The organism is Paenibacillus sp. FSL K6-2859 (assembly GCF_038008265.1).
GTDB classification, from domain to species: Bacteria; Bacillota; Bacilli; order Paenibacillales; family Paenibacillaceae; genus Paenibacillus_AQ; species Paenibacillus_AQ nitricinens.
In genome coordinates, this window is sequence record NZ_JBBOYU010000001.1 from 3704900 (window position 1) to 3731464 (window position 26565).

28 protein-coding genes and 2 riboswitches are annotated in these 26565 nt (G+C 42.9%); of the genes, 1 reads left to right on the top strand and 27 read right to left on the bottom strand.

Annotated elements, in window-relative coordinates; all coding sequences use genetic code 11:
- Positions 1 to 19: 19 nt before the first annotated feature.
- The 12 genes from MHB64_RS16295 to MHB64_RS16350 all read right to left on the bottom strand — a co-directional run bounded on the left by MHB64_RS16295 (position 20) and on the right by MHB64_RS16350 (position 10367).
- On the bottom strand, positions 20 to 1012 hold the full coding sequence (locus MHB64_RS16295) for an ABC transporter permease (RefSeq protein ID WP_341134892.1): 993 nt from the start codon (positions 1010 to 1012) through the stop codon (positions 20 to 22).
- Positions 1013 to 1044: 32 nt separating this feature from the next.
- On the bottom strand, positions 1045 to 2544 hold the full coding sequence (locus MHB64_RS16300; protein ID WP_341134893.1) for a sugar ABC transporter ATP-binding protein: 1500 nt from the start codon (positions 2542 to 2544) through the stop codon (positions 1045 to 1047).
- Between the two features lie 203 nt (positions 2545 to 2747).
- The gene (locus tag MHB64_RS16305) at positions 2748 to 3590 is read right to left on the bottom strand and encodes a class I SAM-dependent methyltransferase (protein ID WP_341134894.1); all 843 of its coding nucleotides are present in this window, start codon (positions 3588 to 3590) and stop codon (positions 2748 to 2750) included.
- Positions 3591 to 3622: 32 nt separating this feature from the next.
- Positions 3623 to 4537, bottom strand: a complete 915-nt coding sequence (locus MHB64_RS16310) for a DMT family transporter (RefSeq protein ID WP_341134895.1) — start codon at positions 4535 to 4537, stop codon at positions 3623 to 3625.
- Between the two features lie 141 nt (positions 4538 to 4678).
- A complete protein-coding gene (locus tag MHB64_RS16315; RefSeq protein ID WP_094869110.1) occupies positions 4679 to 5815 on the bottom strand; it encodes a zinc-dependent alcohol dehydrogenase in 1137 nt (378 codons plus the stop codon).
- 80 nt (positions 5816 to 5895) lie between these two features.
- The gene (locus tag MHB64_RS16320; RefSeq protein WP_341134896.1) at positions 5896 to 6714 is read right to left on the bottom strand and encodes a VanW family protein; all 819 of its coding nucleotides are present in this window, start codon (positions 6712 to 6714) and stop codon (positions 5896 to 5898) included.
- On the bottom strand, positions 6715 to 7239 hold the full coding sequence (locus MHB64_RS16325; RefSeq protein WP_341134897.1) for a cysteine hydrolase family protein: 525 nt from the start codon (positions 7237 to 7239) through the stop codon (positions 6715 to 6717).
- A 130-nt stretch (positions 7240 to 7369) separates the two neighbouring features.
- Positions 7370 to 8092: a 7-carboxy-7-deazaguanine synthase QueE gene (gene queE, locus MHB64_RS16330; protein WP_341134898.1), complete on the bottom strand. Its 723-nt coding sequence runs from the start codon at positions 8090 to 8092 to the stop codon at positions 7370 to 7372.
- Positions 8085 to 8567 (bottom strand): 6-pyruvoyl trahydropterin synthase family protein, encoded by a 483-nt coding sequence (locus tag MHB64_RS16335; RefSeq protein ID WP_094869113.1) that lies wholly within the window; start codon positions 8565 to 8567, stop codon positions 8085 to 8087. Before MHB64_RS16335 ends, queE begins: the two co-directional genes overlap by 8 nt.
- Positions 8567 to 9229, bottom strand: coding sequence for a 7-cyano-7-deazaguanine synthase QueC (gene queC, locus MHB64_RS16340; protein WP_094869114.1), 663 nt, complete (start codon positions 9227 to 9229; stop codon positions 8567 to 8569). The genes MHB64_RS16335 and queC overlap by 1 nt, the downstream gene beginning before the upstream one ends.
- A gap of 29 nt (positions 9230 to 9258) precedes the next feature.
- Entirely contained in the window at positions 9259 to 9744 is a 486-nt protein-coding gene (gene queF, locus MHB64_RS16345) for a preQ(1) synthase (protein WP_341136089.1), read from the bottom strand.
- A 151-nt stretch (positions 9745 to 9895) separates the two neighbouring features.
- Positions 9896 to 9939, bottom strand: a riboswitch (PreQ1 riboswitch).
- Positions 9940 to 10085: 146 nt separating this feature from the next.
- Positions 10086 to 10367: an ATP-binding cassette domain-containing protein gene (locus MHB64_RS16350; RefSeq protein WP_341136090.1), complete on the bottom strand. Its 282-nt coding sequence runs from the start codon at positions 10365 to 10367 to the stop codon at positions 10086 to 10088.
- Between the two features lie 63 nt (positions 10368 to 10430).
- On the opposite strand from MHB64_RS16350, the gene MHB64_RS16355 reads away from it, so the two are divergent.
- Positions 10431 to 10766: a hypothetical protein gene (locus MHB64_RS16355; protein WP_094875750.1), complete on the top strand. Its 336-nt coding sequence runs from the start codon at positions 10431 to 10433 to the stop codon at positions 10764 to 10766.
- Between the two features lie 69 nt (positions 10767 to 10835).
- On the opposite strand, the gene murB is transcribed toward MHB64_RS16355, so the two are convergent.
- The 15 genes from murB to MHB64_RS16430 form a co-directional block, all read right to left on the bottom strand.
- Complete coding sequence (gene murB / locus MHB64_RS16360) at positions 10836 to 11747, bottom strand: UDP-N-acetylmuramate dehydrogenase (RefSeq protein WP_094875749.1); 912 nt, start codon at positions 11745 to 11747, stop codon at positions 10836 to 10838.
- A gap of 151 nt (positions 11748 to 11898) precedes the next feature.
- Positions 11899 to 12699: an ABC transporter ATP-binding protein gene (locus MHB64_RS16365; protein ID WP_094869117.1), complete on the bottom strand. Its 801-nt coding sequence runs from the start codon at positions 12697 to 12699 to the stop codon at positions 11899 to 11901.
- 100 nt (positions 12700 to 12799) lie between these two features.
- Complete coding sequence (locus MHB64_RS16370) at positions 12800 to 13834, bottom strand: FecCD family ABC transporter permease (RefSeq protein WP_094869118.1); 1035 nt, start codon at positions 13832 to 13834, stop codon at positions 12800 to 12802.
- A complete protein-coding gene (locus tag MHB64_RS16375; RefSeq protein ID WP_341134899.1) occupies positions 13834 to 14889 on the bottom strand; it encodes a FecCD family ABC transporter permease in 1056 nt (351 codons plus the stop codon). The genes MHB64_RS16370 and MHB64_RS16375 overlap by 1 nt, the downstream gene beginning before the upstream one ends.
- 218 nt (positions 14890 to 15107) lie before the next feature.
- Complete coding sequence (locus MHB64_RS16380) at positions 15108 to 16115, bottom strand: ABC transporter substrate-binding protein (protein WP_094869120.1); 1008 nt, start codon at positions 16113 to 16115, stop codon at positions 15108 to 15110.
- Between the two features lie 202 nt (positions 16116 to 16317).
- Positions 16318 to 18135 carry an APC family permease gene (locus tag MHB64_RS16385; protein WP_341134900.1) on the bottom strand — a complete coding sequence of 606 codons (1818 nt, stop codon included), beginning with the start codon at positions 18133 to 18135 and terminating at the stop codon, positions 16318 to 16320.
- 123 nt (positions 18136 to 18258) lie between these two features.
- A riboswitch (cyclic di-AMP (ydaO/yuaA leader) is annotated at positions 18259 to 18416 on the bottom strand.
- 196 nt (positions 18417 to 18612) lie between these two features.
- Positions 18613 to 19077: a disulfide oxidoreductase gene (locus MHB64_RS16390; protein WP_094869122.1), complete on the bottom strand. Its 465-nt coding sequence runs from the start codon at positions 19075 to 19077 to the stop codon at positions 18613 to 18615.
- Entirely contained in the window at positions 19074 to 19826 is a 753-nt protein-coding gene (locus MHB64_RS16395; protein ID WP_280786320.1) for a DsbA family protein, read from the bottom strand. The genes MHB64_RS16390 and MHB64_RS16395 overlap by 4 nt, the downstream gene beginning before the upstream one ends.
- Positions 19827 to 19986: 160 nt before the next feature.
- The gene (locus tag MHB64_RS16400; protein ID WP_094869124.1) at positions 19987 to 21303 is read right to left on the bottom strand and encodes a hemolysin family protein; all 1317 of its coding nucleotides are present in this window, start codon (positions 21301 to 21303) and stop codon (positions 19987 to 19989) included.
- A gap of 312 nt (positions 21304 to 21615) precedes the next feature.
- Positions 21616 to 22095, bottom strand: coding sequence for a spore coat protein GerQ (gerQ, locus tag MHB64_RS16405; protein WP_094875742.1), 480 nt, complete (start codon positions 22093 to 22095; stop codon positions 21616 to 21618).
- 125 nt (positions 22096 to 22220) lie between these two features.
- The gene (locus tag MHB64_RS16410) at positions 22221 to 22652 is read right to left on the bottom strand and encodes a cell wall hydrolase (protein ID WP_094869125.1); all 432 of its coding nucleotides are present in this window, start codon (positions 22650 to 22652) and stop codon (positions 22221 to 22223) included.
- A 208-nt stretch (positions 22653 to 22860) separates the two neighbouring features.
- Complete coding sequence (locus MHB64_RS16415; protein ID WP_280786342.1) at positions 22861 to 23253, bottom strand: DUF2500 domain-containing protein; 393 nt, start codon at positions 23251 to 23253, stop codon at positions 22861 to 22863.
- A gap of 191 nt (positions 23254 to 23444) precedes the next feature.
- Positions 23445 to 23621, bottom strand: coding sequence for a hypothetical protein (locus MHB64_RS16420; protein WP_179085723.1), 177 nt, complete (start codon positions 23619 to 23621; stop codon positions 23445 to 23447).
- Between the two features lie 243 nt (positions 23622 to 23864).
- Positions 23865 to 25118 (bottom strand): WD40/YVTN/BNR-like repeat-containing protein, encoded by a 1254-nt coding sequence (locus MHB64_RS16425; RefSeq protein ID WP_341134901.1) that lies wholly within the window; start codon positions 25116 to 25118, stop codon positions 23865 to 23867.
- A gap of 62 nt (positions 25119 to 25180) precedes the next feature.
- Positions 25181 to 26563 (bottom strand): amino acid permease, encoded by a 1383-nt coding sequence (locus tag MHB64_RS16430; RefSeq protein WP_341134902.1) that lies wholly within the window; start codon positions 26561 to 26563, stop codon positions 25181 to 25183.
- Between the last annotated feature and the right edge of the window lie 2 nt (positions 26564 to 26565).

The window sequence follows — 26565 nt, forward strand, 5'->3', positions numbered from 1 at the left end:
TATGGAGATAATACCTCTTTCATTGCTTCCGTCTGCGAAGAATATCAGCATACACTGCGATGATGATGACAACACCGACAATGACTGTCCGCCATTCCTGAGCAACGGACATAATCTGTAAGCCATTCGTCAGTACACTCATAATCAGTGCACCAATAATCGTACCTAGAATAGATCCTACGCCCCCGCTTAAAGATGTGCCTCCAATGACGACAGCCGCTATAGCTTCTAATTCATAACCGGTGCCAAGTGACGGCTGCGCTGAATTAAGTCGTGAGGCCATCAGGATACCAGCGATTCCACTGAAGATCCCTGTGATGGTGTAGATTACAATCTTCCATTTGACCGTATTTACACCGGATAAGCGAGTCGCTTCTTCATTGCTGCCAAGCGCAAAATTATAGCGCCCAATAATGGTCTTCGACAATATGATGCTTGCGATAATTCCGAGCAATAAGAAGATAATGATGGTATTCGGAATGCCTGGGATCATCTTACCCATAGCAATCTTGGCAAAGATCGGATCATCATTGAAATAAATAGGCTTAGCACCCGTTATGACCAGTGATAATCCTTTAGTACTCATCATGATCGCCAGCGTAGCAATGAAAGGTGGAATATTCATTTTCGCCACCATTAAACCGCTGATAAAGCCACATAGTGCACCAGCTAGAATCCCGCCTACAATACCGAGTGGAACGGGTAGACCCCAGAATGTAATGAAGACGCCAACCATCACGGAGGAGAAGGTCATCACCGTACCCAAAGCAAGATCGATCCCACCTGTAATAATTACAAAGGTTGCGCCTAGAGCTAATACTCCAATTACAGCAGTAGAGACCAGAATTCCAACTAGATTAGAGAATTGAAAAAAGTTACTTGAGGCTACTGAAAATACGATGACCAATATGATCAAACTTGCGAATGCCAATAATTTTTGTTTGAACCCTGATTGCGCCCCGGTTTGCTTCGAGCCGATAGGTTGGCTAATCCCTTGATCTGCGATCTTCATGACCTTGACACCTCCGATAAACTCTTGAACGATTATGAACGCATCGTCGCATATTTCATAATTGCTTCTTGCGATGCTTCTTCTGCGGTTAGTTCTCCGGTTATACGTCCTTCACACATGACAATAATGCGATGGCTCATTCTTAGAATCTCTGGGAGATCTGAAGAGACTATAATGATCGCTTTTCCTTCGCTGGCCAGCTGATCAAGCAACTTATAGATCTCACTTTTCGCCCCTACATCAATTCCACGTGTCGGTTCGTCGAAAATCAGCACATCGCAGTCTCTCGTCAACCATTTACCGATAACCACTTTTTGCTGATTGCCACCGGATAAGAATTTGACTTTTTGACTTATACTTGGTGTCTTGGTTGCTAGTGCTTCCACATGTTGCTCCGCTGTCTTTCGCATCTCGCGATCCCTCATCCATCCGAAGGCATTGCGGAACTTATAGAAGGAAGCCATCGCATTATTCATGCTAATGTCCATCTCTACAAGCAGTCCGTAGCGTTTGCGATCTTCGGACAAATAGCCAATACCCTGCTGCACTGCTTGATGAGGATGTCGTATACGTACCGTATTTCCATGCAGCTTAATCTCACCTTTATCGATAGGATCAGCCCCAAATACTGCGCGAACAACCTCAGTACGTCCAGCTCCCATTAATCCTGCGAAACCCAGAATCTCACCCTTATTCAGATGAAAGCTGATATCCTTCAACAACTGCCCGCTAGAAAGATTTTGAACCTCCAGAACGACTTGCTGCGTCTGTTTGGAAATCGTCGGCTTTGACGTTTGATAGAGTTCTCTACCGACCATCATGCTAATAATCTGATCAATGGTTATTGAATCCGTCCGAACAGTATCCACGTAACAACCATCCCGCATGACTGTAATGCGATCTGTGATCCGTTTCAACTCATCCATGCGGTGAGAAATGTATATAATACCTACACCTTCTTCTCGTAATTGCTCAATCATACGGAATAACTCGTTAATTTCCGTATCTGTCAACGCTGCAGTTGGTTCATCCATAATCAGTACCTCGGCATTGAAAGACAAAGCTTTTGCGATTTCAACCATTTGCTGATTAGCAACTGTCAGATCTGAGACCAAAGTCTTCGGATCCAGTTTTAGATTCATCTGATCAAACAGTTCCTGCACCTTACGATTAAGCTCCAGATCATCAACGAACCATTTCAGTGCCTTACGCGGCTCACGACCAATAAATATATTTTGGGCCACTGTAAGATGCGGCATTAGATTCAGTTCCTGATGGATAATACTAATCCCAAGTTCCTGCGCAGCACGAGTATTGGCAATCTCCACCTCAGATCCCTTGTACCACATCTGACCCGCATCCTTGGCATAGACACCTGTGGCAATTTTCATCAAGGTAGACTTCCCTGCACCGTTCTCACCAACTAAGGCATGAACTTCCCCACGCTTCAGCTCAAATTGACATTGATTCAATGCGTGAACACCGGGGAAAAATTTATCAATCCCCGCCATTCGTAGTAATAATTCGTCCATTTCATCTCCACCTCAAATCCTTTAGGAGTGCTTTTTTATTGAAGTAATCGCTTTCAATATTGAATGTAAAATTATTGTATTGCCTATAGGCTTCAAATGTAATGGAATATTCTCCGCAAAAAAGTTTAAAATTTTATGTTTTAAAGCAAGCAAAAAAGACTGCACCGTCTTTTCATGGACGATGCAGTCTTTTATAAGAATTATTAATTCAAACCCTTTCCAGCCACCAAGGTGTACGTCTTTGGGATTCCTTTATCAAAAACATCCGAGGATAGATTGGGCTCTTCGGCCAATTGGCGGATCACAAGTCCAGAACTAGCAGCGGCTGTAACGATTTCTCCAAGCGTCCAGCGGCGCCAATAGACAACGCTATGTTCCTGTTCGCCTACAGGTTTGCCTGTGGAAGGCAAATACTTAGAATACGAGACCTTCTTTTCTTCCAATGTTGTATCGAAATAATCCCCACTAACTTTGTGCTTGCGAATCTTAGCCGTAGATCCCTTCGAGGTTATAAGCTTAGTTGTCACTGGATGGAAATCACGCAGAACAAAAATCCCGCCAGGAGAAAGTAAACGACGGACGGTTTCCATAAACGGTGCAAGATCGGTAAAGTAGTGCATGATTCCTAACTCAGCAAATACGATGTCATATGAACCATCTAGGACGTGATCTGGAAGCTTAAGAACATCTGATACGATGTAGGTAAGCTGAACACCCGCTTCTTGTGCGAGATCAGCGGCATAACGCGCATTTGCTTCCGAGAAATCGGCAACGGTTACGTCCGCTCCAAGTAAAGACAAAGCGACGGCCTTCATGCCATTTGATCCCATGAGATTCATCATCTTTTTACCCTTTACTTCTCCAAAATAAGAAGAGAGCGGGTACAGCTTCGCACTTGGTTCCTTGATTAATTTGGCTGCTGCTTCTGAAGGTGTACCAAATCGAGTAACCCAAGCTGTGTATGTGTCTTCGTTCCATAGTTCCTCACTGGTTGGCCCTGTGCCTTTTCCAGAAGGTAGTTCTACATTGTGATCTTGTTCTTCCATTCCTTGTGACCCCTTTATGATTAAAATATCTGTTATGAAGCATTCTGAATGGTATCTGCCACCCGAATAGTTTTCTTTCTTCCAGCGTACAAATATACACCGAGTCCAAACATGACTAACAGTCCACCAGCCCATTGCAGCGCTGTTAATTGTTCACCTAAGAGCAGAAAAGCTAGGATGCTAGCACCCACGGGTTCTCCTAAGATGTTCATGGATACCGTAGTTGCGGATACATACTGAAGTAGCCAATTAAATAAAATATGCCCAAATACCGTGGGTACCACAGCTAGCAATATGAAAATCCCCCACTCATTCGCAGGATAATTAAAGAAGGAAATCCCCATGAACAGATTGTATATGGCAAACACGCCAGCTGCTGACAAGAAGACTATCAAGCTATACAAATAGGAAGGCATACGCACCACTAGCTTTTGACCGATAAGCATATGCACAGCTACCGCTACAGTACCTCCAACCGATAACAAATCGCCTTTAAGATTATTCGCAGAGATTCCAATATCTCCCCAGCCGATAAATACTACACCACCAATAGCAATACTCAGTCCCAGAATAGCAGACGCAGCCGTTTTTTCCTTATACAAAAAATAAACGCCCAGCATAATAAATACGGGCTCCAGCGCCATAATCATCGTTGAACTAGCTACCGAAGTATACTTCAAAGAGCCCATCCAAAGCAAAAAATGTAGAGCAAGCATAGTGCCTGAGAGCACTAACATGATCCAGTCCTTTTTACGAAGCGCAACCGCTGCTCCACTGTATGGTCGTGCAAAAGGCAACATCAATAGCGAGGTGAATAACAGCCGATACATGCCTTGAATAGACGCTGGTGCTGCAGACCATTTAATAAAAATAGCAGAAAATGAGATGGCCACAATCCCAATCAACATTAATATTGGAATAGGAAGTGGCGGTTTTTTAAGATTCACATGGTACGCGTCCTTTCAATATCTAAAGTCACTTATGTTAATTTAACGCAGACCGTAAAAAAATGCATCTATTTTCATTAGATTTCACTAAAAAAAGCATAAGCCACGTCATTTCTGACGAGAGCTCATGCTTCTATAAGGTTACGGCTTTAGAACAACCTTGATACAATTCTCTTTTTTCTCACTAAAAACGTCATAGCCATGCTCTGCTTTACTGATTGGCAGGCGATGCGTAATGATATCTGTAGGATCAAATTTATTCTCTTTAATCATCTTATAAAGCAAAGGCATATAGTGAATAACTGGGGCTTGTCCCATCTTTAAAGTAATATTACGTTCAAATAGATGACCCAGCGGGAACATATTGTAATTAAGCCCATAAACCCCTACCAGCTGAATGGTTCCGAATTTACGCACAATATCCGAGGCCATCCTAAATGCGCTGAGTGAGCCGCCTTGTAGCTTCAGTGTGGTTTCCACTTTTTCCAAAGCAGATATTTTGGCATCCAAACCTACGCAATCAATAACTACGTCTGCTCCCCCATGAGTAATCTCCTTCAAATGCGCCTCAATATCCTTGATCTCTTCAAAATTATAAATTTCAACCTTATTGGTTTGCTTCGCATGCTGCAGCCTGTAACCAACATGGTCAACAGCTATGACTCTAGAAGCACCTTTCATCCAGGCGAATTTTTGAGTTAACAGACCAACAGGTCCACAGCCAAGAACAATAACTGTATCCCCTGGCTTCACGCCTCCGCTTTCTACTCCCCACCAGGCTGTAGGTACAATATCTGATAAGAAAAGAATTTTCTCATCTTCCATTTCTGCATCCTCAGGAACCACAAAGGGGCCGAAATTACCATAAGGTACCCGCAGCAACTCGGACTGCCCTCCAGCAAAGCCACCATAAGTATCAGAATAACCTAGGTAGCCACCTGTGTCCTTAGCATCATTAGAATTGTCACATTGGCTCTCCATCTCATGCTGGCAAAAGAAACACTGGCCACAGGCCACATTAAAGGGAATAATGACACGATCGCCTTTCTTGACTTTAGTTACGTCAGGGCCAATTTCTTCAACAATCCCCATAGGCTCATGACCGATAATATAATCATCATGCATACCTGGAATCTCACCGTTATAGATGTGTAGATCTGAGCCACAAATCGCTGTAGTTGTAATCCGAACGATAATATCGTCCTTTTTCTCAAGCTTCGGATCAGCTACCTCTTTAACCTTAACTTTTTTCTTCCCTTGGTAGGTTAGTGCCTTCATACTGTTCATCCGCTCCTTTAGAGTATGGCAAAGGGTGTAACGATAACATCATCTATGTTATAACCCTAAGACCTATCTTCTTATCCATGAAGAAGCGGGGAATACATCATAAGCGCATAATTATCGGTTACATCTTCATCTCCAATTAGGTCGCCGGTACGTGTATATACTTTTCGACTAATCTTGTTACTGCGTATATAGCCTCCCCAAGGTTCTAGACTAATTCGGTGATCACTTTCGTATACTTCATATTTATAAAGGGATTGCTCCTCGCATCTCCATTCCCCATGTAAATGGCTGTCATCCAGCCAGAGCTTTAATTGATAGGCTTGATTCGTATTATTCTTCACTTGAAGGTCCAAATAATTATAAGAACAGGTGGCCCCGCTTCCAAATGGCTGTATACGCTGTTCATCTGGAAATACATCATAGCTGTGCCGATGCCGTTCCGTAACCGTAAGAGGTGTATGCAGTGTCATCCAGTAGATCAGATTGGACAGCTGGCATAAGCCTCCGCCAACCCCGGAATGGAACCCACCATAATGCAGCACCATTCCCTCCAGATACCCTTTTCGCTTCGTGGGCTTTCCAATGCTTCTCCAGTAAGAAAAAGTCTCCCCCGGCCGCACCATAAGTCCATCCAGTTTCGCTATCGCCAGACGTAAATTGGTTATTTTATTGTATTGAAGCACCATATCTACATTCCGTAGACTTCTTAATAACGGTGTAGCATGCGTCATCACTTCATTAGATAAAACTTCACTAGTGCGTTGCTTCGCCACCTTGCTTCGGCTAGTACACCATTTCAGATATCTTTTGTAAATAAAATATCGCTTTCCGGCAAATAGTCTAAGTCGAGAACGCTGAATAGGTTTCATGGCAGCCTGAGGGGTATTCATCTAGAACTGAACCTCGCTTTCAGCTCGTAACTGGGCGAATCTCCCTCCAAGCAGTGCATTATGATGCTTAACGATCTGTTCACTATTCAGCATTTTGTTATCAAAGGTGCTATGAGCGTCTGAAACCAATACACTTTTATAGCCCATGCTGTATGCGCGTCTTATCGTCGTATCTAGACAGAACTCACTTTGCATTCCACAAATCACCAGATTCGTGATCCCCAGCTTCTGTAGCTCATCTTGCAGTACGGTTCGGTGAAAAGCATCCCAAGTAGGCTTCTCCACAATAACTTCGCCTTCCTGCGGTGTGATACGATGACTAATCTGCCACGTGGGCGTTCCTTTTGTATATTCCTCATCTTCTGTATGTTGGACATAAACAATTGGAATGCCTGCCACCCTAGCTTTGTGCTGAAGGGAAATAATTCTCTCCATCACCCCCTCTTCATCGTACAGCTTTTGATCAGGGTAGGAGAACATAGCTTCTTGAACATCAATAATTAATAGTGCAGTTGAATTTTCCAAGTGGATAACCTCCTAGAGCTTTTACAAAAATAATACCAGATTATGGGACACTCTATCTACCTATTTAAAGACTCCAATCAACAAAAAAAGGGCATCTGCTAAGCAGACACCCACATCATTACAATCCTTTTTACTTACCGCGTTTATTATGCCAGATCAAAGCATGCAACTGTGGAAGTACTCGCACTCTATTCATTTCTGAATCCATGATCACTTTATTAAACAGCCACTCCAGCCTTCCCAAAAGTCGAGCAGAAATGTCTCCTTCTTCAGTGACATCATCATTCCCAGGCTGCAGGAAGAGCGGCACATTGGGATATCGCTGGTGAACGTCTTTTGCATAATCAAAATCTTTGTCATCAAACACAACGACTTTCAGGCTAAGTGTAGAACGGCCCGGATTCTCCATCTTACGCATGATGGTATCTAGCATCTCCCAATTTGTCGTCATCCCTGAGCTTGGTGGTTTCGGACTGATGGTCAGCACATCCACATCATTGAACCAGTCCTGCCATTTACTGCCCTGAGTTTCTATAGCCGCTTGTTTCCCTCGCTCATGAAGCTGGTTAATAAAAGTGCCCATCCCATCACCAATTAAAGCAGGATTACCGCCGGAAATCGTAACACAATCGAAATTATCTCCAGCTATAGCTAAAAGTTCATTCATAATTTCATCCGAGGTCATCATACGAACCTTGTCTTTCACCGTGCCATCCCAAGTGAAGGAGGAGTCACACCAGCCACAGCGATAATCGCAGCCATAGGTGCGGACAAACATCGTCTTTACACCAATCACCGCACCTTCCCCTTGAATGGTCGGACCAAACATTTCAATTACGGGAATCTTACTCACAGTCACAGCCTCCATACAAGCGGTAAGACGGCCCATCCTCAGGGATATCTTCAGCCAGTACCTCTGCCCAGGAGGTTGGTGTCTCCCACAGCTTTACAGCGTAGAGTGGCAGCCCCGCTTGCTTCAGCTTATAGGCAATATAGGAGGACATATTCTCAACCGTGGTGCGGAAAGACAATAAAGCTACTTTGGAGCCAGTATTCACTAACGTCTCTAATACAGGTTCATTCCCCATAGCGAGAAAAGCGTGATCTAAACGATCTACAAGGCTTTGTTGTACTGTCATTTTGATATCGCTGAAATCAATAACAAACCCTTCATCCGAATGGCCTTCCGCGGTCATAGGTTTACCCTTGAGCACTACTTCAAGCTTATAAGTATGTCCATGCAGATTGCTGCATTTCCCCTTGTGGCCCACTAATTGATGCGCCGCGTCGAACGTGAATATTTTGCAGACTGAAACCTCGTTTAGCATTAAGAACTAACCTCCGTTCTTTCTGCCTCATACTGTTCAAGACCACGCTGACGTAAAAGACAAGCTGGACAAGTTCCACAGCCACTCCCAATTATGCCGTTGTAACAGGTTAATGTGTGTTCACGAACATAATCAAAATAGCCCAGTTCATCGGCCATCTTCCATGTTTCTTTTTTATCCAGCCACATCAGTGGAGTGTGTACTGCAAACTCATAGTCCATAGATAAATTCAGCGTAACATTTAATGATTTCACAAATACATCACGGCAGTCCGGATACCCGCTAAAGTCCGTTTGGCAGACACCCGTAACGATATGGGAGTAATCCAGCTGTTTAGCTAATATTGCCGCAAAAGATAAAAACAACAGATTCCGTCCGTCTACAAACGTGCTAGGAAGCTCATCGCCTTCGCCAGCAACGATATCAATATCTTGGCGGGTTAGTGCATTGGGTGCCAGCTGATTCAGCAGCCCAAGATCTAGGATATGCTGTTGTACATTAAACTTAGCCGCTATTTCTGTAGCCACTTCGATTTCGGCCGCATGCCGCTGATTATAATTGAAGGTAACAACCTGCACTTCCTCAAATTGCTTCAAAGCCCATACCAGGCAAGTGGTGCTATCTTGTCCGCCGCTGAATACGACGAGTGCTTTCTTATTCATCTAAATCTCTCCTTATCAACTTATTGGGATTAGCGGTTGTCCACTTTTTCCGGATAGAGGTCATGATTGATTAAGCGGTGCTCCGCTATCGCTTCATACTTCGTACCCGGTCTTCCATAGTTGCAATAAGGGTCAATAGAGATGCCTCCACGCGGAGTGAACTTCCCCCACACCTCAATGTAACGAGGGTCCATCAGTGCGATCAGATCATTCATAATAATGTTGACACAGTCCTCATGAAAGTCACCATGGTTACGGAAGCTAAACAAATATAGCTTTAATGATTTGGATTCCACCATTTTCTGCTCAGGAATATATGAAATATACAATGTAGCAAAATCCGGCTGGCCTGTTACAGGACATAAGCTTGTGAACTCAGGGCAGTTGAATTTAACAAAATAATCACGCCCAGGATGTTTGTTATCAAATACCTCTAGAATATCTGGATCATAACCAAACTGGTACTGCGTTCCCTGATTCCCAAGCAAAGTAACCTCTTGCATTTCCTTTTTCATTCTTCCTTCTGACACGACAAAAAACCCCTCTCTTTTCCTTCGGCCTTGGCCGGTAATGGAAAGAAGAACGAGATTTCGAAAACTTGGCTCCACTAAGAAGAAACGGAAGCAACGTCCCGGTAAAGGAGCGCATCCGCTTATATGATTTAATATACTCTTAGTTTTTTATAGAGGGAGTTCGCGAACCTCTCCTGCATCATCCGTGCAGACTTCTTCTTTAAGCATATTGCGTCTTGAACTATACCATGGGTAGCCTGCTCCTGACAAGTTCTACGCTTTGCCTTAGCTTTTCCCTTGTCAAACAGTTGGAGTTTACATGACTTCATTCACTCGATTTCCTGCTACCCTATACAGATCAGCGAACAGGTCCAGATTATTTCGAATAGAACTACGCATGTATAGATTCGGAAGCTCGAAAACAACACCAATTTGAGCATGAATTTCTTTTTATGATGTGAAATATTCATGCCATTAATTAAAATTTCTCCGCTTGTAGACTGAAGTAGACCTGTCATCATGCACATTGTTGTTGTGTTCCCAACACCCTTGGGACCTAGAAACCCAAAGGCCTCGCCCTTTTTCACAGCAAAAGTAATTCGTTCTAATATAGCAGAAATATGGATTCAAATCCTAAGAAAAGGGTAACTTAAACTTAATAATCTTCGAGGTAAAGGTGGGCTCATCTAATGGAACAAAGTATACAGAAAGTTATGGACTGGATTAACAGTCATGTGAATGAAACTATTGTAATTGAAAAGAAAGAGCTTCGTGATCTGGATAAAATTCATTTTAATCTAGAGGCCGTTGAGTTTCGGAGTGCGGAGGATGTTATCGATGATTATCTAGGGAGTGCAATAATATTAAAAGGATTTGGCAGCACTTTAAACGCCGATGGTGAGCTAGTATCGCTACCACACTCCACCTATGACTTAGCTATTGACGGGCTTCGGATTGAGGATATAGGAGATCGTAAGGCGGAAATTACGACAGATCGAGCTATATATACCCTCTCAGTAAATTAAGCAAGTTGTAATAACAGCAAAAGAGCCCGCAGTAAATCTGGGGCTCTTTCGATTTATACGATTAATAAGTTACTCTTCTCCAATGATCTCCACTTCAGTTTCCAGCTCCACACCGAATTTATCCTTCACAGTCGCCCTTACATGGTGAATTAGCCCAATGTAATCGCTGGCGGTTGCATGATCTGCATTTACAATAAACCCTGCATGCTTCTTGGATACCTCAGCACCACCGATTCTTGTTCCCTGCAAGCCACTCTCTTGAATTAACTGACCTGCAAACCGACCTGGAGGACGTTTAAAGACACTACCACAGGAAGGATACTCAAGCGGTTGCTTGGATTCACGCAGGTAAGTAAGTTCATCCATTTTCGACTTGATGGCTAATGCATCACCTGAAGTCATAGCAAAATTGGCCTCAAGTACGATGTATTCACCGCTTGCGAACACGCTTTTTCTATAACCCCATTGCAGCTCATCCCCTTGCAGAGTCACCAATTGCCCGCTCTTAGTTATAGCTAGCGCACTATGCAGTACATCTTTAATTTCTCCGCCGTAAGCGCCTGCGTTCATGTATAACGCTCCACCAACCGTTCCTGGAATGCCACAGGCGAACTCAAGACCCGTAAGCTCCATATCCAGCGCATATCTGGAAACATCAATAATCTTAGCGCCGCACTCCGCATATAAGAGATTGTCTCGAATCCCCACATCCGTTAGTCCTGCCGTCTGCAGAACGATTCCACGTACACCGCCATCGCGGATAATCACATTCGAACCGTTCCCAAGTACCGTAAGGGTGATCCCATTCTGTTCCGCATATGTAACAATCTTTTGAATTTCCTCATAAGTAGCTGGTGCTGCCAAAATATCTGCTTTACCGCCCATTTTGGTATACACGTGATCTTTTAAGTTCTCATGACTCTTCACAATTCCTGCAGTCATTAGCTGCTCTAGGTCATTTTGAATTTTGTCAATATTCATGTTTCATGCTCCTTTAACCATGTATAAATGATGGTCCTTAATCTATTTTTAGTAGTGGTATCATGGATTTGTAGGCAACCCCAACTGTAACAACGAACAGGCTCCCTTGTCAATGACGGGAGCCTGTTCGTTGTATGATTCTCGAATATGATTACACCGCTTTATAGGCAGCAAGCTCGTAAGGAAGGCACAGTGGCACTCCCGTACGTGGATCTGGAACAATATCTGCTTCAATGCCAAACACTTCGCGCAATACATTTGGGGTCATAACCTCAGTAGGTGATCCTTCACTAATCACAGTACCTGACTTGATAGCTACCATATGCTGCGCATAACGAGTAGCATGATTCAAATCATGCACGACCATGATAATGGTACGCCCTTCTTCCTCATTCAGCTTTTGCAGAAGCTGTAGGACTTCAAGCTGGTGAGCCATATCTAGAAATGTTGTTGGTTCGTCTAAGAACAAAATATCCGTCTCTTGTGCCAATGCCATAGCGATCCAAGCGCGTTGACGTTGTCCACCCGATAGACGGTCAATCGGACGATCATGGAATGGTTCCATCCCCGTAACGGAGATTGCGTTCGAGATAATGTTGCGATCCTCTGCGGTCATTGTACCGAAACCTTTTTGATGGGGGAAACGACCGTAGCTGACAAGCTCAGAAACCGTTAGACCGTCTGGAGCTGTTGGGTTTTGCGGTAAAATCGCAAGTTGACGAGCTACCTCTTTCGTTGAAAAGTTATGGATTGATTTGCCGTCCAGCATTACACTGCCGCTCTTAGGCTTCATGATCCGAGCCATCGTTTTGAGGATTGTAGATTTACCGGAGCCGTTAGCGCCCACTAGTGCAGTGATTTTTCCCGTAGGGATAGTCAAGTTCAATCCTTTAACAATTGTAGCCTCTGCATACCCAATACTTAATTCTTCTGTATTCAAACGTTCTGACATGATAACAACTCCTTATAAGTTTTATGGAGCTATGCTCCTAGAATGAACTACATAATAAATTTTGCTTCGTAAGCACGCGCTACGTTGTATGGAGCTATACTCACGCTTTTGATTTGGCGAGTAAATATAAAAAGTAAGGTGCGCCAATAATTGCAACCACAATGCCCGTGGGAACTTCTGCAGGTTGTAATACCCATCTGCCGATCGTATCGGCAGTAATCATAAGGAGTGCCCCTGTCAACGCACTAGCCGGCAATAATACCTGATGACGGGGCCCTACGAGCCTGCGAGCCAAGTGTGGTGCTATCAGTCCAACGAAGCCTATACCTCCGCTTACAGCAACGCAGGAGCCGGCAAGCGCCACTGCTGTCATGAGTAGAAGAATACGCTCCTTCTCCACTCGCATTCCAAGCCCTAGTGAAGTATGATCGCCTAGATTCAATACATTAAGAATCCGTGCTTTATAGAAGGCAAACGGTAACAAAATCACTATCCAAGGTAACAGAGCAAGGACAAATCTCCAATCCCCACCCCATATTTTACCGGCGATCCAAGTCGCTACAAATTGATAATTATTAGGATCAAGCCGAAGTGCCAACACAAGCTGGCAAGCATTAATTCCGGCAGCGACCGCAATCCCGATAAGGATCAACCTTGTTGGAGATAGACCATCTGCTTTCCGATAAGCGAGAAGATAGATTAAAGCGGCGGTTAAGCTAGCCCCTCCAAGCGCTAAGAGCGGCAAGACGAATACCGGAGCTGCTGTTGTAGCCGGAAAAAACGAGATGAAAATGATTACCGCAAAACCTGCACCCGCACTTATGCCCAGCGTAGCCGGCTCAGCAAGTGCATTTCGTGCGAGACTCTGTAAGATACAGCCTGACACTGCAAAGCCCGCTCCAACCAACAGTGAAATTACGATGCGAGGTAATCTAAAATCAAATAAAATAAGCTTTTGCTGATGTGTTCCATCTCCCAGCAGTGTATGTAATACCTCCAATGGGGATAGGCGCATAAACCCTGTATTCATACTGATAATAAACATGACGACGATCAATATAGCTAGGAGCGATAATACTGTAAGCACGCGTTTGCGGCGTTCTTTTTCATTTGGAGAAAGGGTTAATCTGTGCATTACAGTTCCCCCTTCCGCTTACTCGCCAAGTAAATGAAGAAAGGTACCCCGATAATAGCAATTAAAGCGCCTAGCGGCGTTTCATAAGGTGCGTTGATCATTCTCGCGGCGATATCCGCAAAGATAATCAATAAGCTCCCAAGGACTGCCGAGCAAGGAATAATCCAGCGATAATCTACCCCCACGAAATAACGCGTAACATGTGGAATAATTAGTCCTATAAAAGCAATCGGGCCAACCATCGAGACTGCACTTCCGGCAAGAACGACTACAACAATCATACATGCCAACTGGACTAATCGAGTCCGCTGCCCCAGACCAACGGCCACTTCCTTACCTAAACTGAGCAATGTGACGGAACGCGATAACATCATCGCTGCAATTAATGCCACAAACACCCAAGGGAAAATGATTCTGATCTGAGTCCAGCTAGCTCCTCCCATTCCACCAGCTAACCAAAAAGCAATATCCTGAGATAAGTTAAAAAGAATCGCTATGCCCTGGCTAACAGCAACTAGTAATGCGCTGACAGCAGAGCCCGCAAGTGTCAACCGCAACGGTGTCAGGCCATTAAAGGAAAGCGACCCAATTCCGAATACGATAAAAGAAGCAACTGCGGCACCAATAAAACAAAACAACATAAGTGTAGTGAAGGAGAGCGAAGGTGCAAAAGCAAATACTATAGCAAGCGCTACACCCGCTCCCGCATTCAAGCCGAGCAGACCTGAATCCGCAAGTGGGTTCCTTGTCATCCCCTGCATGATTGCCCCGGCTACTGCGAAGCAAGCACCGACCAAAGCACCTGCGATCACGCGTGGAAGTCTTAGTTCTCTAATCACCTGATGTTGCTGTATATCTGGATTGAATTGAAATATTGCTTCCCATACCGTAGCTAGCTTGATATTTGCCGCACCCACTGAGACTGAAAGTGCCAGTCCAAAGGCAATAGCAGCAAGTCCAAAAATCAGAATACCTATTGCAGCTGCCGGACGGGTATGTAGAGCTTTTTGTGTATCATTTTTATTGCGATGTGCGAAATCTGAGGGTGAAACCATGAGTCGTCTCCTTAATCGATAGTTACAATAGTCTATATGATAACAACAATCATTCTCATTATCGCAAAAAAATTAATGTTGTACAATTGCAGGAGCCATTTTCCCGTAATATGGGCGTAGTTTATAAAAAAATGGTGCAGATCTTTGTATCTAAGATACTGATCTGCACGCCCTTCCCCACCCAAATGAGCAGTCTCATTCATGGTGAATTACGACTTTTATTTCACAAGACTTGTTAACACATCGTCAATGATTTTGCCACCAGCGTTCGCACCACTGTATAGCCAACTGCTTGTTGAGCTCATTTCATGCACATTACCAGCTTTTACAGCCGGGATGCCTTTCCAAATGGCACTGTCCAGAATCTCCGAACCCTCAGTCTTATCACTATTTACAAGGATAATATGATCTGCAGTCAGCTCAGAAAGCTTCTCCAGCGAAATTGGATTCCAAGTAGCTCTTGTACCCACAGGAATTTCTGTTACTAAGTTAGGTAGCTTTACACCAAGGTCTGTATATAATACAGCACCACTGCTGCGAGTTTCGTCTACAATATAGAAGTTTTTTTGTACCAGCCATAAAATCGCCACGGACTCTTCACCAATAGCTCCTTTAAGCTTTTCTTTCGCAGCCGCCGCTTTGTCTTCATAATCTTTAATGGCTTTCTCTGCTTCAGGGGTTTTGTTCAGAATTTCACCAATCTTGAGTAGCGATTTACGCCAATCTTGATTTAGCTTATCCCCGATCACATAAGTCGGTGCAATCTTATTCAATTGGTCGTAGATACCATTCTGTACGGAAGACTCCGATGGGATAAGAATCAGATCCGGAGCGAAGCTGGTTACTGCCTCCAATGGAAGATCGTAGCTAATGGTAGGGACATCTTTCAATTCAGCAGCCAGATAATCCTGAACGCCATTTGGCACAGACCATTGGGCTACTGGAGTCACACCCAGCGTTACCAAAGAATCTTCCAAATAAGAACCCAGAACACGCCCAGGATTAGCAGGGATCGTTACTTCATGCCCCATCGCATCCGTTAACGTTTTTGGTGCTGCCGGTGCTTCTGTAGCTTCTGCAGTAGGCGCTGTTGTAGGCTCAGTTCCTGCATTGGATGAACTTTCAGCATTATTATTACCGCAAGCGGATAGGAATAGCGTCATCACTATTAGTCCGATCATCGTCAATTTCATGCTTCCAAATCTTTTTCTGTTTAACGAAAACATTAAAAACCCTCCTAATATATACCTGCTTTGATATTCAAAGGTGTTGTTTACCTCTGTCTCACTTTTAAATGATATTGATTCTCATTCTCTGTGTCAACCTATAAATTTAAAATTTTGTTGATTTGCAGCATTTTCCTTCAAAAAAAATACAAAAGAGACTATATTCCGAACGTTCCGGATATAGCCTCTCCTTAATAATCCATTATTTATTCAAATGATAGGGGACAGTCGCAACTACAACATCTTTTGAATTCATTAGATACGAACGGATTAAAAAGCTGGTCTGATTATGAAGTACAGCTTGCCACCAATGCTTAGTTATAAACTGTGGAATCAGAATCGTGATATGATCCGTCGCTGCGGTCTTCCACTCCACGGTATCAATAAATTTCACTAACGGACGAATAATACTGCGATATCTGGAACGAAGTACAATCAGGCGTACACCCGGATTCCATTCCTCCCACCGTTGCTCCATCTTTTGAATGTCCTCTTCATCAAAGCCAACATACACGGCTACTACATTATCTGTTAGAGACTTGGCATAGCTGATGGAATGCAGTAAAGCACGTGTTACACCAGCAACAGGGACAACAACCGTACTTCCTTTAATTAAAGGTTTATCCGTAGCCGGACATATACGAAGCTGATCTGCTGTGTTCAAATAGTGCTTGTGAATGCGGTGGAACACAAACATTACAGCAGGTAAGAAAATGAACGCCATCCATACGCTTGAGAACTTAGTAATGATAAAAATAAGCGTAATTGTCAATGTAGTCAGCATACCGATGGTATTTACAACAAATCTTTTTTTCCATCCCGCTGGTTTGGTTTTAAACCAATGAACCATCATTCCTAGCTGGGACAATGTGAACGGAATGAAGACACCTACCGCATAAAGAGGAATCAAGCTTTCTGTATTTCCGTGAAATGCAGCTACAAGTACAGCAGACAGAACACCTAGAAAAATAATACCATTTGAGAAACCTAGACGGTCACCACGAACCATAAAAGCATGTGGCATATATTTATCTTTTGCAAACATAAAGGCGAGCAGCGGGAACGCTGAGTAAGCTGTATTAGCTGCTAAGAATAAAATGACTGCTGTAATCCCTTGAATGAAAAAATATAAAGTTCCGCGACCAAAGGTCGATTCAGCGATCTGAGAAACAACCGTTGCCTTTTCATCAGGCACTATACCGTACCAATAGGCCAGTAATGTGATACCTGTAAACATAAATCCAAGTATAACCCCCATGACCATTAAGGTCTTGGCTGCATTCTTTTCAGCCGGTGCTTTAAAGTTTGGAATGGCATTAGATACAGCCTCTACACCCGTAAGTGCCGAACAGCCAGAACTGAAGGCTTTTAATAGTAGAAACAAACTAACATTGGAGACGGCGCTGCCTATTTCAGGGACATTCGCATGTACGCCACCTGCTGCATATTTAATAACACCGGAGATAATCAAAACTACAATCGACACCACAAACAAATACACTGGGATTGCGATAAATGAAGCCGATTCTGTAACTCCGCGAAGATTAATCAATGTTAGAAGAATAATTACGGATACAGCAATAAGAACCGTGTGATTATGAAGACTTGGAAACGCTGATGTGATCGCATCTGTCCCTGCCGAGGCACTAACAGCTACGGTCAGAATGTAATCCACTAACAAAGACCCTCCTGCTAAAAGCCCTGTCGGAACACCAAGATTACTCTTGGCAACGATGTAAGCTCCTCCTCCTTGCGGATAAGCGTAGATCGTCTGCCGATAGGATAAAATCAGGATGGCCAGCAGGCCCAATACGGCTAATGCAATTGGCAGGGAATACCAGATGGCAGTAAACCCCGCAGCCACCAGTACAATCAGAATTTGTTCCGTTCCGTAGGCTACAGACGAGAGCGCATCAGAAGACAGGACAGCCAGTGCTTTAACCTTGGATAACTTTTCATGATCGAGTTCGTTCGACTTCATCGGACGCCCGATCAATAGTCGTTTTACCTTGCTTACCATGGTGGATACAGTTCCTTTCTTTGGGAGCTGAAACGGAATTTCCGCGCGCTGTTTTCATTGGTGGATTTCATAAATGCAGACACAAAAAATAGCATACGGAAATGATCCGCATGCTATGCATGGTCATTATCCCACCTTGCTTACGAGGTTAGCTGGCGGATTCGGGCTGTGGTTTAGCCCTACGGTACAAGTCCAATCGACCTATTCCGATTCACCCCATTGGCACATATGCCAAGTTTGGTTCCCCCGTTTTTCCTAAGAAAATTCAGCGCATATTCAACTTCTCACAAGGTCTAATATTAGTCTACAAAGTGTATGCAGTAAAGCGTTGAAAAAAATGAAAAAAGAATGAAAAAACATCCAAAAAGCGCAAATACAGCGTCTAATTGGATGCTCTCTTTCATTCTCTTCAATTATCCCTCTGGGTCGTGTTTTTAGTCACTTTTCACATTTTTTCGTTCCTTCAAAGTTGAAAAATCAAAATCCTAAACTTTCTTCTGTTTCTAATTCCATCACTTCTTCTTCCTTGCGTCCGTACCAAAGTAAAATACTTATTAAAGCAAACGCGATTAAAGCAAGAAAAGGAATCGTAATGAATCCGAAATAGTTCAAGTAATCCTTATTACAAGGAACACCAATTGTACAAGGAAGCACTTTACTTAACGCAGGAATCTTCTGCTCCGCATAATGATAAATCGAGATACTGCCACCAATCAAGCTTAATGGAAGTACATATGGGATAATCCTTTTATCTCCTCGAAACGTCGCAATTCCCAAGAGGAATAACTGAGGATACATAAAAATTCGCTGGAACCAGCAAAGCTTACAAGGTTCATATTTCAATACTTCGCTCAAATACAAGCTACCAGCTACAGCAACTAAAGAGACGAACCAGGCCAGATACAGGCAGTTACGCTTGCAAAAAGATAGGAACTTTGTCACTTTGCCTCCACAGCTTTTGCGGCGTCGTTAATTTCAGTTGAAATCGCTTCAATGTTAAAAGGATCCGCAATCATTACTCCATTGATGTAAAGGGATGGTGTAGTCGTCACCCCAGCTTCACTAGCTAACTGCATACCCTTATTCAGCTCATCTGCATACGTACGATCCTTAATATCTTTACGAAGCAGTTCGTAATCGATAGCTAACTTCTCTTTCTCCGCAAGGCTTACTAAGAAATCTTCAGTCGCCCATTCTTCACTTTCATCACCTTGCTGAGCATATACAGCATCATAGAACTTCCAGAACTCATCATTATTCTGATGATAAACAGATAATGCAGCAAGTGAGGCCGTTTCAGAGTCTGGACCAACGAAAGCCATATTTACAAAGTAGAGCGCTGCTTTTCCCTCGTTGACAAAATCTTGAACAATTTTCGGTTTAACTGAAGTTGCAAATTGGGAACACGCTGGACATTTTAAGTCTCCAAATTCAACAATTTTAACAGGTGCATCCTCTTTACCAACTCTAGGTAGCTCACTGTAATTGAATGCTACTGGTTCTCCCGAAGTGGCATTTTTTGTGGCATCTTTCGAAGCTAACATAAACAATCCAACAAAAATAATGACTACTAAAGCAATTGAACTAATAATTAAAATTCTCGTCTTCTGCTTTTGCTGCTCCTGTTCTACCCGCCGTTTCTCTTGTTTGCTAAGCTGGGGAACGCTTGTACTTTTATTAGGTTTACTCAAGGAGAGTTCCTTTCTGTCCTCTGTGGACTAATGTAGTTTTTATCATATACATTTAAAATTATATAATTTTTAGTCTCTTTTTGGCAAACAATACTGTAAAAACTCTGTAAAAAAAGACACAGCACTATAGCACTGTGTCCTAATCATTCTAATAAGTTCGTTATGCACCAGCTTCTTCAGTCAATAGCTGTAACTTCAGCAGTTTAATTCGAGAAATCCGCTTATGATCCGTTTCTTCCACAATAAACAGATGATCATCAAATTCTACAGACTGTCCTTTTTGAGGTGGATTAACCTCCAATTTAGAATACAGCCAACCGCCTATCGTATCATAATCCTCAGTATCCATATGGAGCCCCAAAAGATCATTGATCTCTTCAATAAGCATCAAGCCGTCGATGGAGTGTTCATCCTCCCCCAGCTTCTCAACACCAGGACGTTCTTCATCGAACTCATCCTGAATTTCTCCTACAATCTCCTCCATGATATCTTCCAGCGTAACCATTCCTGATGTTCCACCGTACTCATCAATCAGAATGGCGATTTGTGTCTTTGCGCGCTGCATGACTTTCAACAGAGCACTAATCTGAATAGATTCTGGTACAGTTAGTATAGGACGGATCAATTTATTATAGCTTTGTTCACGATCCCTAATTAAGTCCTTGATATGGATGAAGCCAAGGATATGATCCTTATCACCATCACAGACAGGATAACGCGTCCTCATTCCATCAAAAGCAATCTCAAGGTTCTCTTCCGTTGAAAGATGATTATTCAAGCAGATCATTTCTGTTCGAGGAATCATGATCTCGCGGGCCATTGTATCCACAAATTCAAAAATATTGTCAACCAGCGCCATTTCGGTATTATCAATAAAGCCGCTTTTATTACTTTCTTGCATGATAATACGGATTTCTTCTTCCGTATGCGCCGTTCCCAGCTCTGAAGCAGGGGATAAACGGAAGATCCGTAATAAACCACGTGCCAGCCCGTTTACGATCCAAATCACTGGATACATGATCTTGTAAAACACATTCATCGGCCCCGATGTTAGCAAAAGGACAGATTCAGCCTTGTTAACTGCAATAGTCTTAGGTGCAAGCTCTCCTAGCACGATATGCAAGATAGTGATAAACATTAGAGCAATAATCAAAGATACAACATTAACAGCGGTTACTCCAAAACCTATACTTCCTAATAAGGGCCCAACAAGGTTAGCTATAGCGGGCTGCCCCAACCATCCTAACGCAAGTGAAGCCAATGTAATACCAAGTTGACAGGCGGATAGATAACCTTCCAAGTTGCGTACAATGCTTCTCGCTTTTAAAGCTTTTTTACTACCTTCTTCAATAAGGGTATCGATTCTACCGCTTCGTACTTTCACCATTGCATACTCAACTGAAACAAAGAATCCATTTAATAATACCAACAGAATAATAAGACCTACGTGTAATATACCGGGTAAAGGGTCGCTCAATTTATAATCCTATCCACCATTCTCCGTACGGATGGATAGGCCCACCTCCTTCGTTTTTTAAGAGTATTGGCAAATCGCTTGCCAGTTGTTCCTTTCAGTATCAATTTCCCAATGCTTTCATCTCCAGTCTAGAATCACGTTTTTGAATATATACTTTATTATATTAATATATTGGGGCAAACCGCAAGCATGCGTGTCCTTTCGAAAAAAAATAGGCCTTTATTCCCCTTATTATTCCAAAATATCAGCATAAATAGAGAAAACCCCCTCACGGTTAAGTGATGGGGTTCATACACAAATATAAGACCTTGATTAACGACAGTTTCTTGTTGTAGGAGGATTACCGATCACACCAGGGTACTGATAAGTAAGGGGCTCATCAAATGTAGCATAATCAAAATAAATCATAAGTAATACAGTACGTTGACCAGTTACTGGGTCACTAATAATAATGTGGTCACGGCCCGCAGCTTCCAGCACACCCTTGTAAACTTTGGCATTCCACTCTTTGTTATTTTCGTAAGTAAAATAAAATGTACCTACTTTGCCTAAATTCAGTCTGAAAATATTTTCGATATACGATTGTTCAAACTGTTGAGGCGGGTTTTGAACTACAACCCCTCCTGGTGTCATCGGACTTCCGCTGCTAACTTGTGGTGGCATGCTACCCATGCCTTGCATTCCTTGCATCCCTTGCATGCCTTGCATTCCTGTAGACATTGGCATTTGCATACCTGAAGAAGAAACACTGCCAATAGTGTAAGTAACGGGACGGTATGGTTGAACGATCATTTAATGAAACCTCCTAAATATTTATCGGAGCAGTTGCTCCCTTTGGATACAAAAGAACCTTTACACTAGCTTACTGAGAGAATTACTCATAACAATGAGTAATTCTCTTTTACACAGTTACCCTGTTAATTACCAATAAATACAGCCGGGCAATCTTCTCCAGTCGGAGTAAAGAAACAATGAGCTTTAAAGCGGCCAGTGTTTTGTTGGTTATACCAGGTTGGAGGGCAATCTCCTACAGGACGGAAGAACCATAAAGCATTGGTCGCTGGCCAAGTTCTTTCACCTGCAATTGCACGTTTAGCAAGACGGATGTCTGCTTCTCTTGCTCGTTGATAAAAGTAGCTTTTTTGCGGAGCTTCGAATCCTCCCGGACTTTGATAGACCATGTCATTCACAGTACGAATGTTCAAAAAATCAAGGCAATTGCCAAGAATCCGGTTGACACCAACATTGCCAACCATAAGCATACCGAGATCTCCATCTTCCTCAGCTTCCGCTCTCATCAACCGCGCTAGCACCCTCACATCTTCCGAGTTCGTTTTGATGACGGCCATGCTGTCTCCTCCTTGGGGTTGCTTCGTAAACAACCTCGTTCTTAACTGCATGGTGTATTGTATGTGCATTAGCCCAAGAGGTGACAGTTCCCACCTAATTTTAAAGCCATTTACATTCCGTCTAGTTGCTTATTAGACCGCAAATAAAAACCATCCCTCTGCTCCGTTGAATAGAACAGAAGAATGGTTTAAGAATGAATGCTAATGACTACTCCGCTGTGGAGTATTGTGGTTGTCGCTCAAATCCGTGATATCTAGTTCCTTGATAGGTAAGCATGCCTTTATCGCCTTCTGCACTCATTCCATATTCATGGCCATCTACTTTAAATTCAATTCGAGTGCCTCCATTCAATTCGTACGTTAAGTAGTATGTTGTACTTGTACGACTTGAACCATTATCTTCTTGAACCTGCTGCTGCCTTATTTCACTCCGTTTGCTGACGATACGGGCAGGGATAGTTAGCATGGGTGAGCTATTGTTCCGGCTCCATTGAAGCAAACCCCTGCCTGCTGAAACTGCAAGAATACCAACCATTACAATGAGAAATATTGGCATCACTGTTCCAGAGAAATCAAACATCCATGAAAGATCCGGGCCCATTCCCATGACATTGTCCCCCTTCATACCCATTAATTCAACCCTTAGCTTAACTTCAGGCACTTCTGTACATGTATATGCCTCTTCTAGTCCAGAAAGCATTAAATTAGTGAGACTTCATGCAAAAAGACCACTTCGTTTTCTTAGAAATCAAGAAATCGTGTGGTCTTTAATCATAGTATTGAGTGTTCAGATTAAGCATGAACGAGGTCTAGCAATTGCTTCGTTTCATCAGTCTCAACATCTAACATACCATTGTCTGCCCAGCATGCTCTGCATTGTTCTTCCGTTTCACACAGGTGAGCATCATCACAGTTGTAGCAAAGTTGCAGTAGGTTTCTTGTCATATAATCTGTTTCAAAAGTTTTCATTGTAATCTCTCCTATTCGAAAGTTAAGTTTGTGAAAATTTGAACTTGTTCTATGTGTTAAATATATCACACGATCATTTAAATGTAATGTGATTTTTTTCACATCTTTAAAGAAAATTTTAATTAAGTTTTTTCCTTATATTCAATCAATCAAAAACAAATTGATTTGGAAGTTCATTCTTGTTTATTTTTTAAAGAAAGCTGTTTCAAAAGTAGTATCTACTACTTTTGAAACAGCTTCACTTTACATCACACGCCAACTAATCCCACCATTTGTAGTTTGTAAGAGGAGCGAGCGTTTTTGTTCTTTTTTCTCAAGCAAAAGCCATCCCACCTCTGCGGAAATAAACTGCATCTTAATCGTCTCAGGATATTCCTCAAGCTTAGACTGCAGAACACTGCTCTCCTTAAGAGGGAGCCAAGTTTTCCCTTGATTAACGGTATGGTAAAGAGTATCACCAATAATGGCCCAACCAACTTGCGAATCCAGAAATGTCGGAGCGCTCTGATGATTCCCTCCGGTTGGACTCTTTAATTCAAAAGGGGTGAATTTCCAGTTGTCTCCACCATTAGCGGTAAAGTAACCGTGGTAAGTAATCGTCTTATCTTTATCATTTTGACAGCCCACAGACATCCAACCATTAGTCTTACTAGCATCGAAGAACTCTGGTTTGCCAGTAATGACTCTGTCACAGCTTTCCAGTTGTTCATTTACCAGAAAAGACTGTCCTGGATTCCAACTCTGCCCGCCGTCCTTAGTTATAAAGATCTTAGGAAGGGCACCGGTTTGCAAAGTCACAAATCCTTCTACATGATTCTTGAAGATCATTCCAGTACTTACTCCTGTGAACGGGATCGAATGATTTGGAAGGTTCGGATTATACTGTTCATTCTGCATCACTTCTTCCCATGTGGCCCCACCGTCTGTCGTTGAATAAATCGCCTTGCTTTCCTTATTAGGAGTAGCGTTCGCAGAGGTCATTAGCCATCCCTGAGTTGGTGAATTGAAATAAACGGAAGATACATTATTATCATCACCTAATGAAGAGATTTTCCAGCTCTTCCCTCCATCTGTGGTTCGTAACACTATATTTTCTGTCGTACCAAAGGCACTTCTTATAATCCAACCATGATTAGAGTCAGTGAAAAAGATGCCTTTTCCATAGACAGGTGTGGAAAGGAACTGCACATTGGGTGCAGGAGAGATATTAGCCCAGGTCGACCCGTTATTATGGGTAACGTACAAACGAAGTTCATTTTTTGTTACACCCCATACCATGCCCTCTGTCTCACTAAGCAGATGAAAACCCGTAATTCGAGTTTGAACCTGATATTTCGGGCCACTCTCTTTGTTAGTATTGTTACTAGGTGGTGTAATGAGAGTAATCGTCTGTCCTTCTTCCGGTGCTTCTGTAGGTTGTGGCTGTGGAGAAGGCTCCGGTGGTGGTGAAGAACATGCTGAGACTATCCACGCTAGAAAAAATAGCATCATAAACATTCTTAGAGTTTTCAATCCAGCGGTTCTAGATGTCAATGCCCTCTCTCCTCTCAATTGGAATCTTATTTATAATTTAACTTACTATTACGGTAGCCGTATAGAAAATAGATCAGAAGCCCAAGACCTGTCCAAATCAGAAATCCAATCCATGTCTCACTTCCTAGATTATACATCAAATATCCGCATGTTGCCGCACTTAGCAATGGAATGAAGGGTACCCAGGGTACTCTGAATCCTCTTTTCATATTAGGATGAATAACCCGCAGGGCAATTACCCCCAATGAAACGACAAAGAAGGCAAACAGTGTTCCAATGCTTGTTAAGTTAGCCAATCGATCCAATGGAATAAAGCCCGTTAATACAGCTATAATGATCCCAACCATCCACGTACTCCGAATAGGTGTCTGTGTTTTAGCATTGATCTTAGACAATCCTCGTGGTAAAAGACCATCTCGTGAGATTGCAAATAACAATCTAGTTTGACCGAACAGCATTACGAGCAGTACGGTGGTCATTCCCGCAATAGCTCCAACAGAGATTAAACCCGCTATCATATCTTGATTTACAACACGGAGCGCATAAGAAACGGGATCACTAACATTGAGATCCGTATAAGGTATAATCCCCGTTAATACAAGTGAAACTAGGATATACAATACAGAACATATAGCAAGGGATGAAATAATCCCTATAGGCAAATCGCGCTGAGGCTGCTTTACTTCTTCTGCAGCAGTCGATAACGCATCAAAACCTATGTAGGCAAAGAAGACAGTTGCCGCACCGTTCACAACACCTTGATAGCCAAAGGGCAGGAATGGAGTCCAGTTCTCTGGTTTAACATAGAAAAATCCAGTTACGATAAACAAAAGCACTACAGCTATTTTGATAATAACCATAATCGCATTAAAACGAGCCGTCTCTTTAGTTCCCCGTGTTAGTAAGTAGGAAATTAGTAAAATGATTATTACTGCTGGTAAATTAATAATGGTACCTGCTTCCGCATTATACGCCCCGGATAGTGCTGTAGGAATATGGATACCAAAGCCCTCTAAAAGTCCCTGTAAATAGCCTGACCACCCGCTGCTCACTGCAGCTGCTGCAACGCCATACTCTAACACAAGGTCCCAGCCCAAAATCCAAGCGAGTAATTCTCCAAAAGCTACATAACTATAAGCATAGGCACTTCCGGAGACTGGGATGCTCGATGCAAACTCTGAATAACAAAGGGCTGACAGCACGCAGGCAAACGCGGCTAACAGGAATGAAATGACAAGGCCAGGACCAGCGTGTTCTGCTGCCGCTACTCCTGTCATTACAAAAATACCAGTACCAATAATCGCTCCTACACCTAACATGGTTAGATCCAGCGCACCGAGTGTTTTGTTTAACTTGGTTGTACCGGAGTTTGAAGGTGCGATTAGCGGTTTTTTGCGAAATAAATCCATTC

Excerpts from the sequence above, each read along its gene's own strand:
- MHB64_RS16430 (WP_341134902.1), bottom strand. The coding sequence starts at position 26,563 with ATGGATTTATTTCGCAAAAAACCGCTAATCGCACCTTCAAACTCCGGT.
- MHB64_RS16320 (WP_341134896.1), bottom strand. The coding sequence starts at position 6,714 with ATGAATACCCCTCAGGCTGCCATGAAACCTATTCAGCGTTCTCGACTT.
- MHB64_RS16295 (WP_341134892.1), bottom strand. The coding sequence starts at position 1,012 with ATGAAGATCGCAGATCAAGGGATTAGCCAACCTATCGGCTCGAAGCAA.
- MHB64_RS16305 (WP_341134894.1), bottom strand. The coding sequence starts at position 3,590 with ATGGAAGAACAAGATCACAATGTAGAACTACCTTCTGGAAAAGGCACA.
- gerQ (WP_094875742.1), bottom strand. The coding sequence starts at position 22,095 with ATGATCGTTCAACCATACCGTCCCGTTACTTACACTATTGGCAGTGTT.
- MHB64_RS16355 (WP_094875750.1), top strand. The coding sequence starts at position 10,431 with ATGGAACAAAGTATACAGAAAGTTATGGACTGGATTAACAGTCATGTG.
- MHB64_RS16425 (WP_341134901.1), bottom strand. The coding sequence starts at position 25,118 with ATGTTTATGATGCTATTTTTTCTAGCGTGGATAGTCTCAGCATGTTCT.
- MHB64_RS16385 (WP_341134900.1), bottom strand. The coding sequence starts at position 18,135 with ATGGTAAGCAAGGTAAAACGACTATTGATCGGGCGTCCGATGAAGTCG.
- MHB64_RS16370 (WP_094869118.1), bottom strand. The coding sequence starts at position 13,834 with ATGCACAGATTAACCCTTTCTCCAAATGAAAAAGAACGCCGCAAACGC.
- MHB64_RS16300 (WP_341134893.1), bottom strand. The coding sequence starts at position 2,544 with ATGGACGAATTATTACTACGAATGGCGGGGATTGATAAATTTTTCCCC.
- murB (WP_094875749.1), bottom strand. The coding sequence starts at position 11,747 with ATGAATATTGACAAAATTCAAAATGACCTAGAGCAGCTAATGACTGCA.
- queC (WP_094869114.1), bottom strand. The coding sequence starts at position 9,229 with ATGAATAAGAAAGCACTCGTCGTATTCAGCGGCGGACAAGATAGCACC.
- queF (WP_341136089.1), bottom strand. The coding sequence starts at position 9,744 with ATGAAAAAGGAAATGCAAGAGGTTACTTTGCTTGGGAATCAGGGAACG.
- MHB64_RS16410 (WP_094869125.1), bottom strand. The coding sequence starts at position 22,652 with ATGGCCGTCATCAAAACGAACTCGGAAGATGTGAGGGTGCTAGCGCGG.
- MHB64_RS16375 (WP_341134899.1), bottom strand. The coding sequence starts at position 14,889 with ATGGTTTCACCCTCAGATTTCGCACATCGCAATAAAAATGATACACAA.
- MHB64_RS16415 (WP_280786342.1), bottom strand. The coding sequence starts at position 23,253 with ATGGGCCCGGATCTTTCATGGATGTTTGATTTCTCTGGAACAGTGATG.
- MHB64_RS16420 (WP_179085723.1), bottom strand. The coding sequence starts at position 23,621 with ATGAAAACTTTTGAAACAGATTATATGACAAGAAACCTACTGCAACTT.
- MHB64_RS16365 (WP_094869117.1), bottom strand. The coding sequence starts at position 12,699 with ATGTCAGAACGTTTGAATACAGAAGAATTAAGTATTGGGTATGCAGAG.
- MHB64_RS16380 (WP_094869120.1), bottom strand. The coding sequence starts at position 16,115 with ATGTTTTCGTTAAACAGAAAAAGATTTGGAAGCATGAAATTGACGATG.
- MHB64_RS16315 (WP_094869110.1), bottom strand. The coding sequence starts at position 5,815 with ATGAAGGCACTAACCTACCAAGGGAAGAAAAAAGTTAAGGTTAAAGAG.
- MHB64_RS16335 (WP_094869113.1), bottom strand. The coding sequence starts at position 8,567 with ATGCTAAACGAGGTTTCAGTCTGCAAAATATTCACGTTCGACGCGGCG.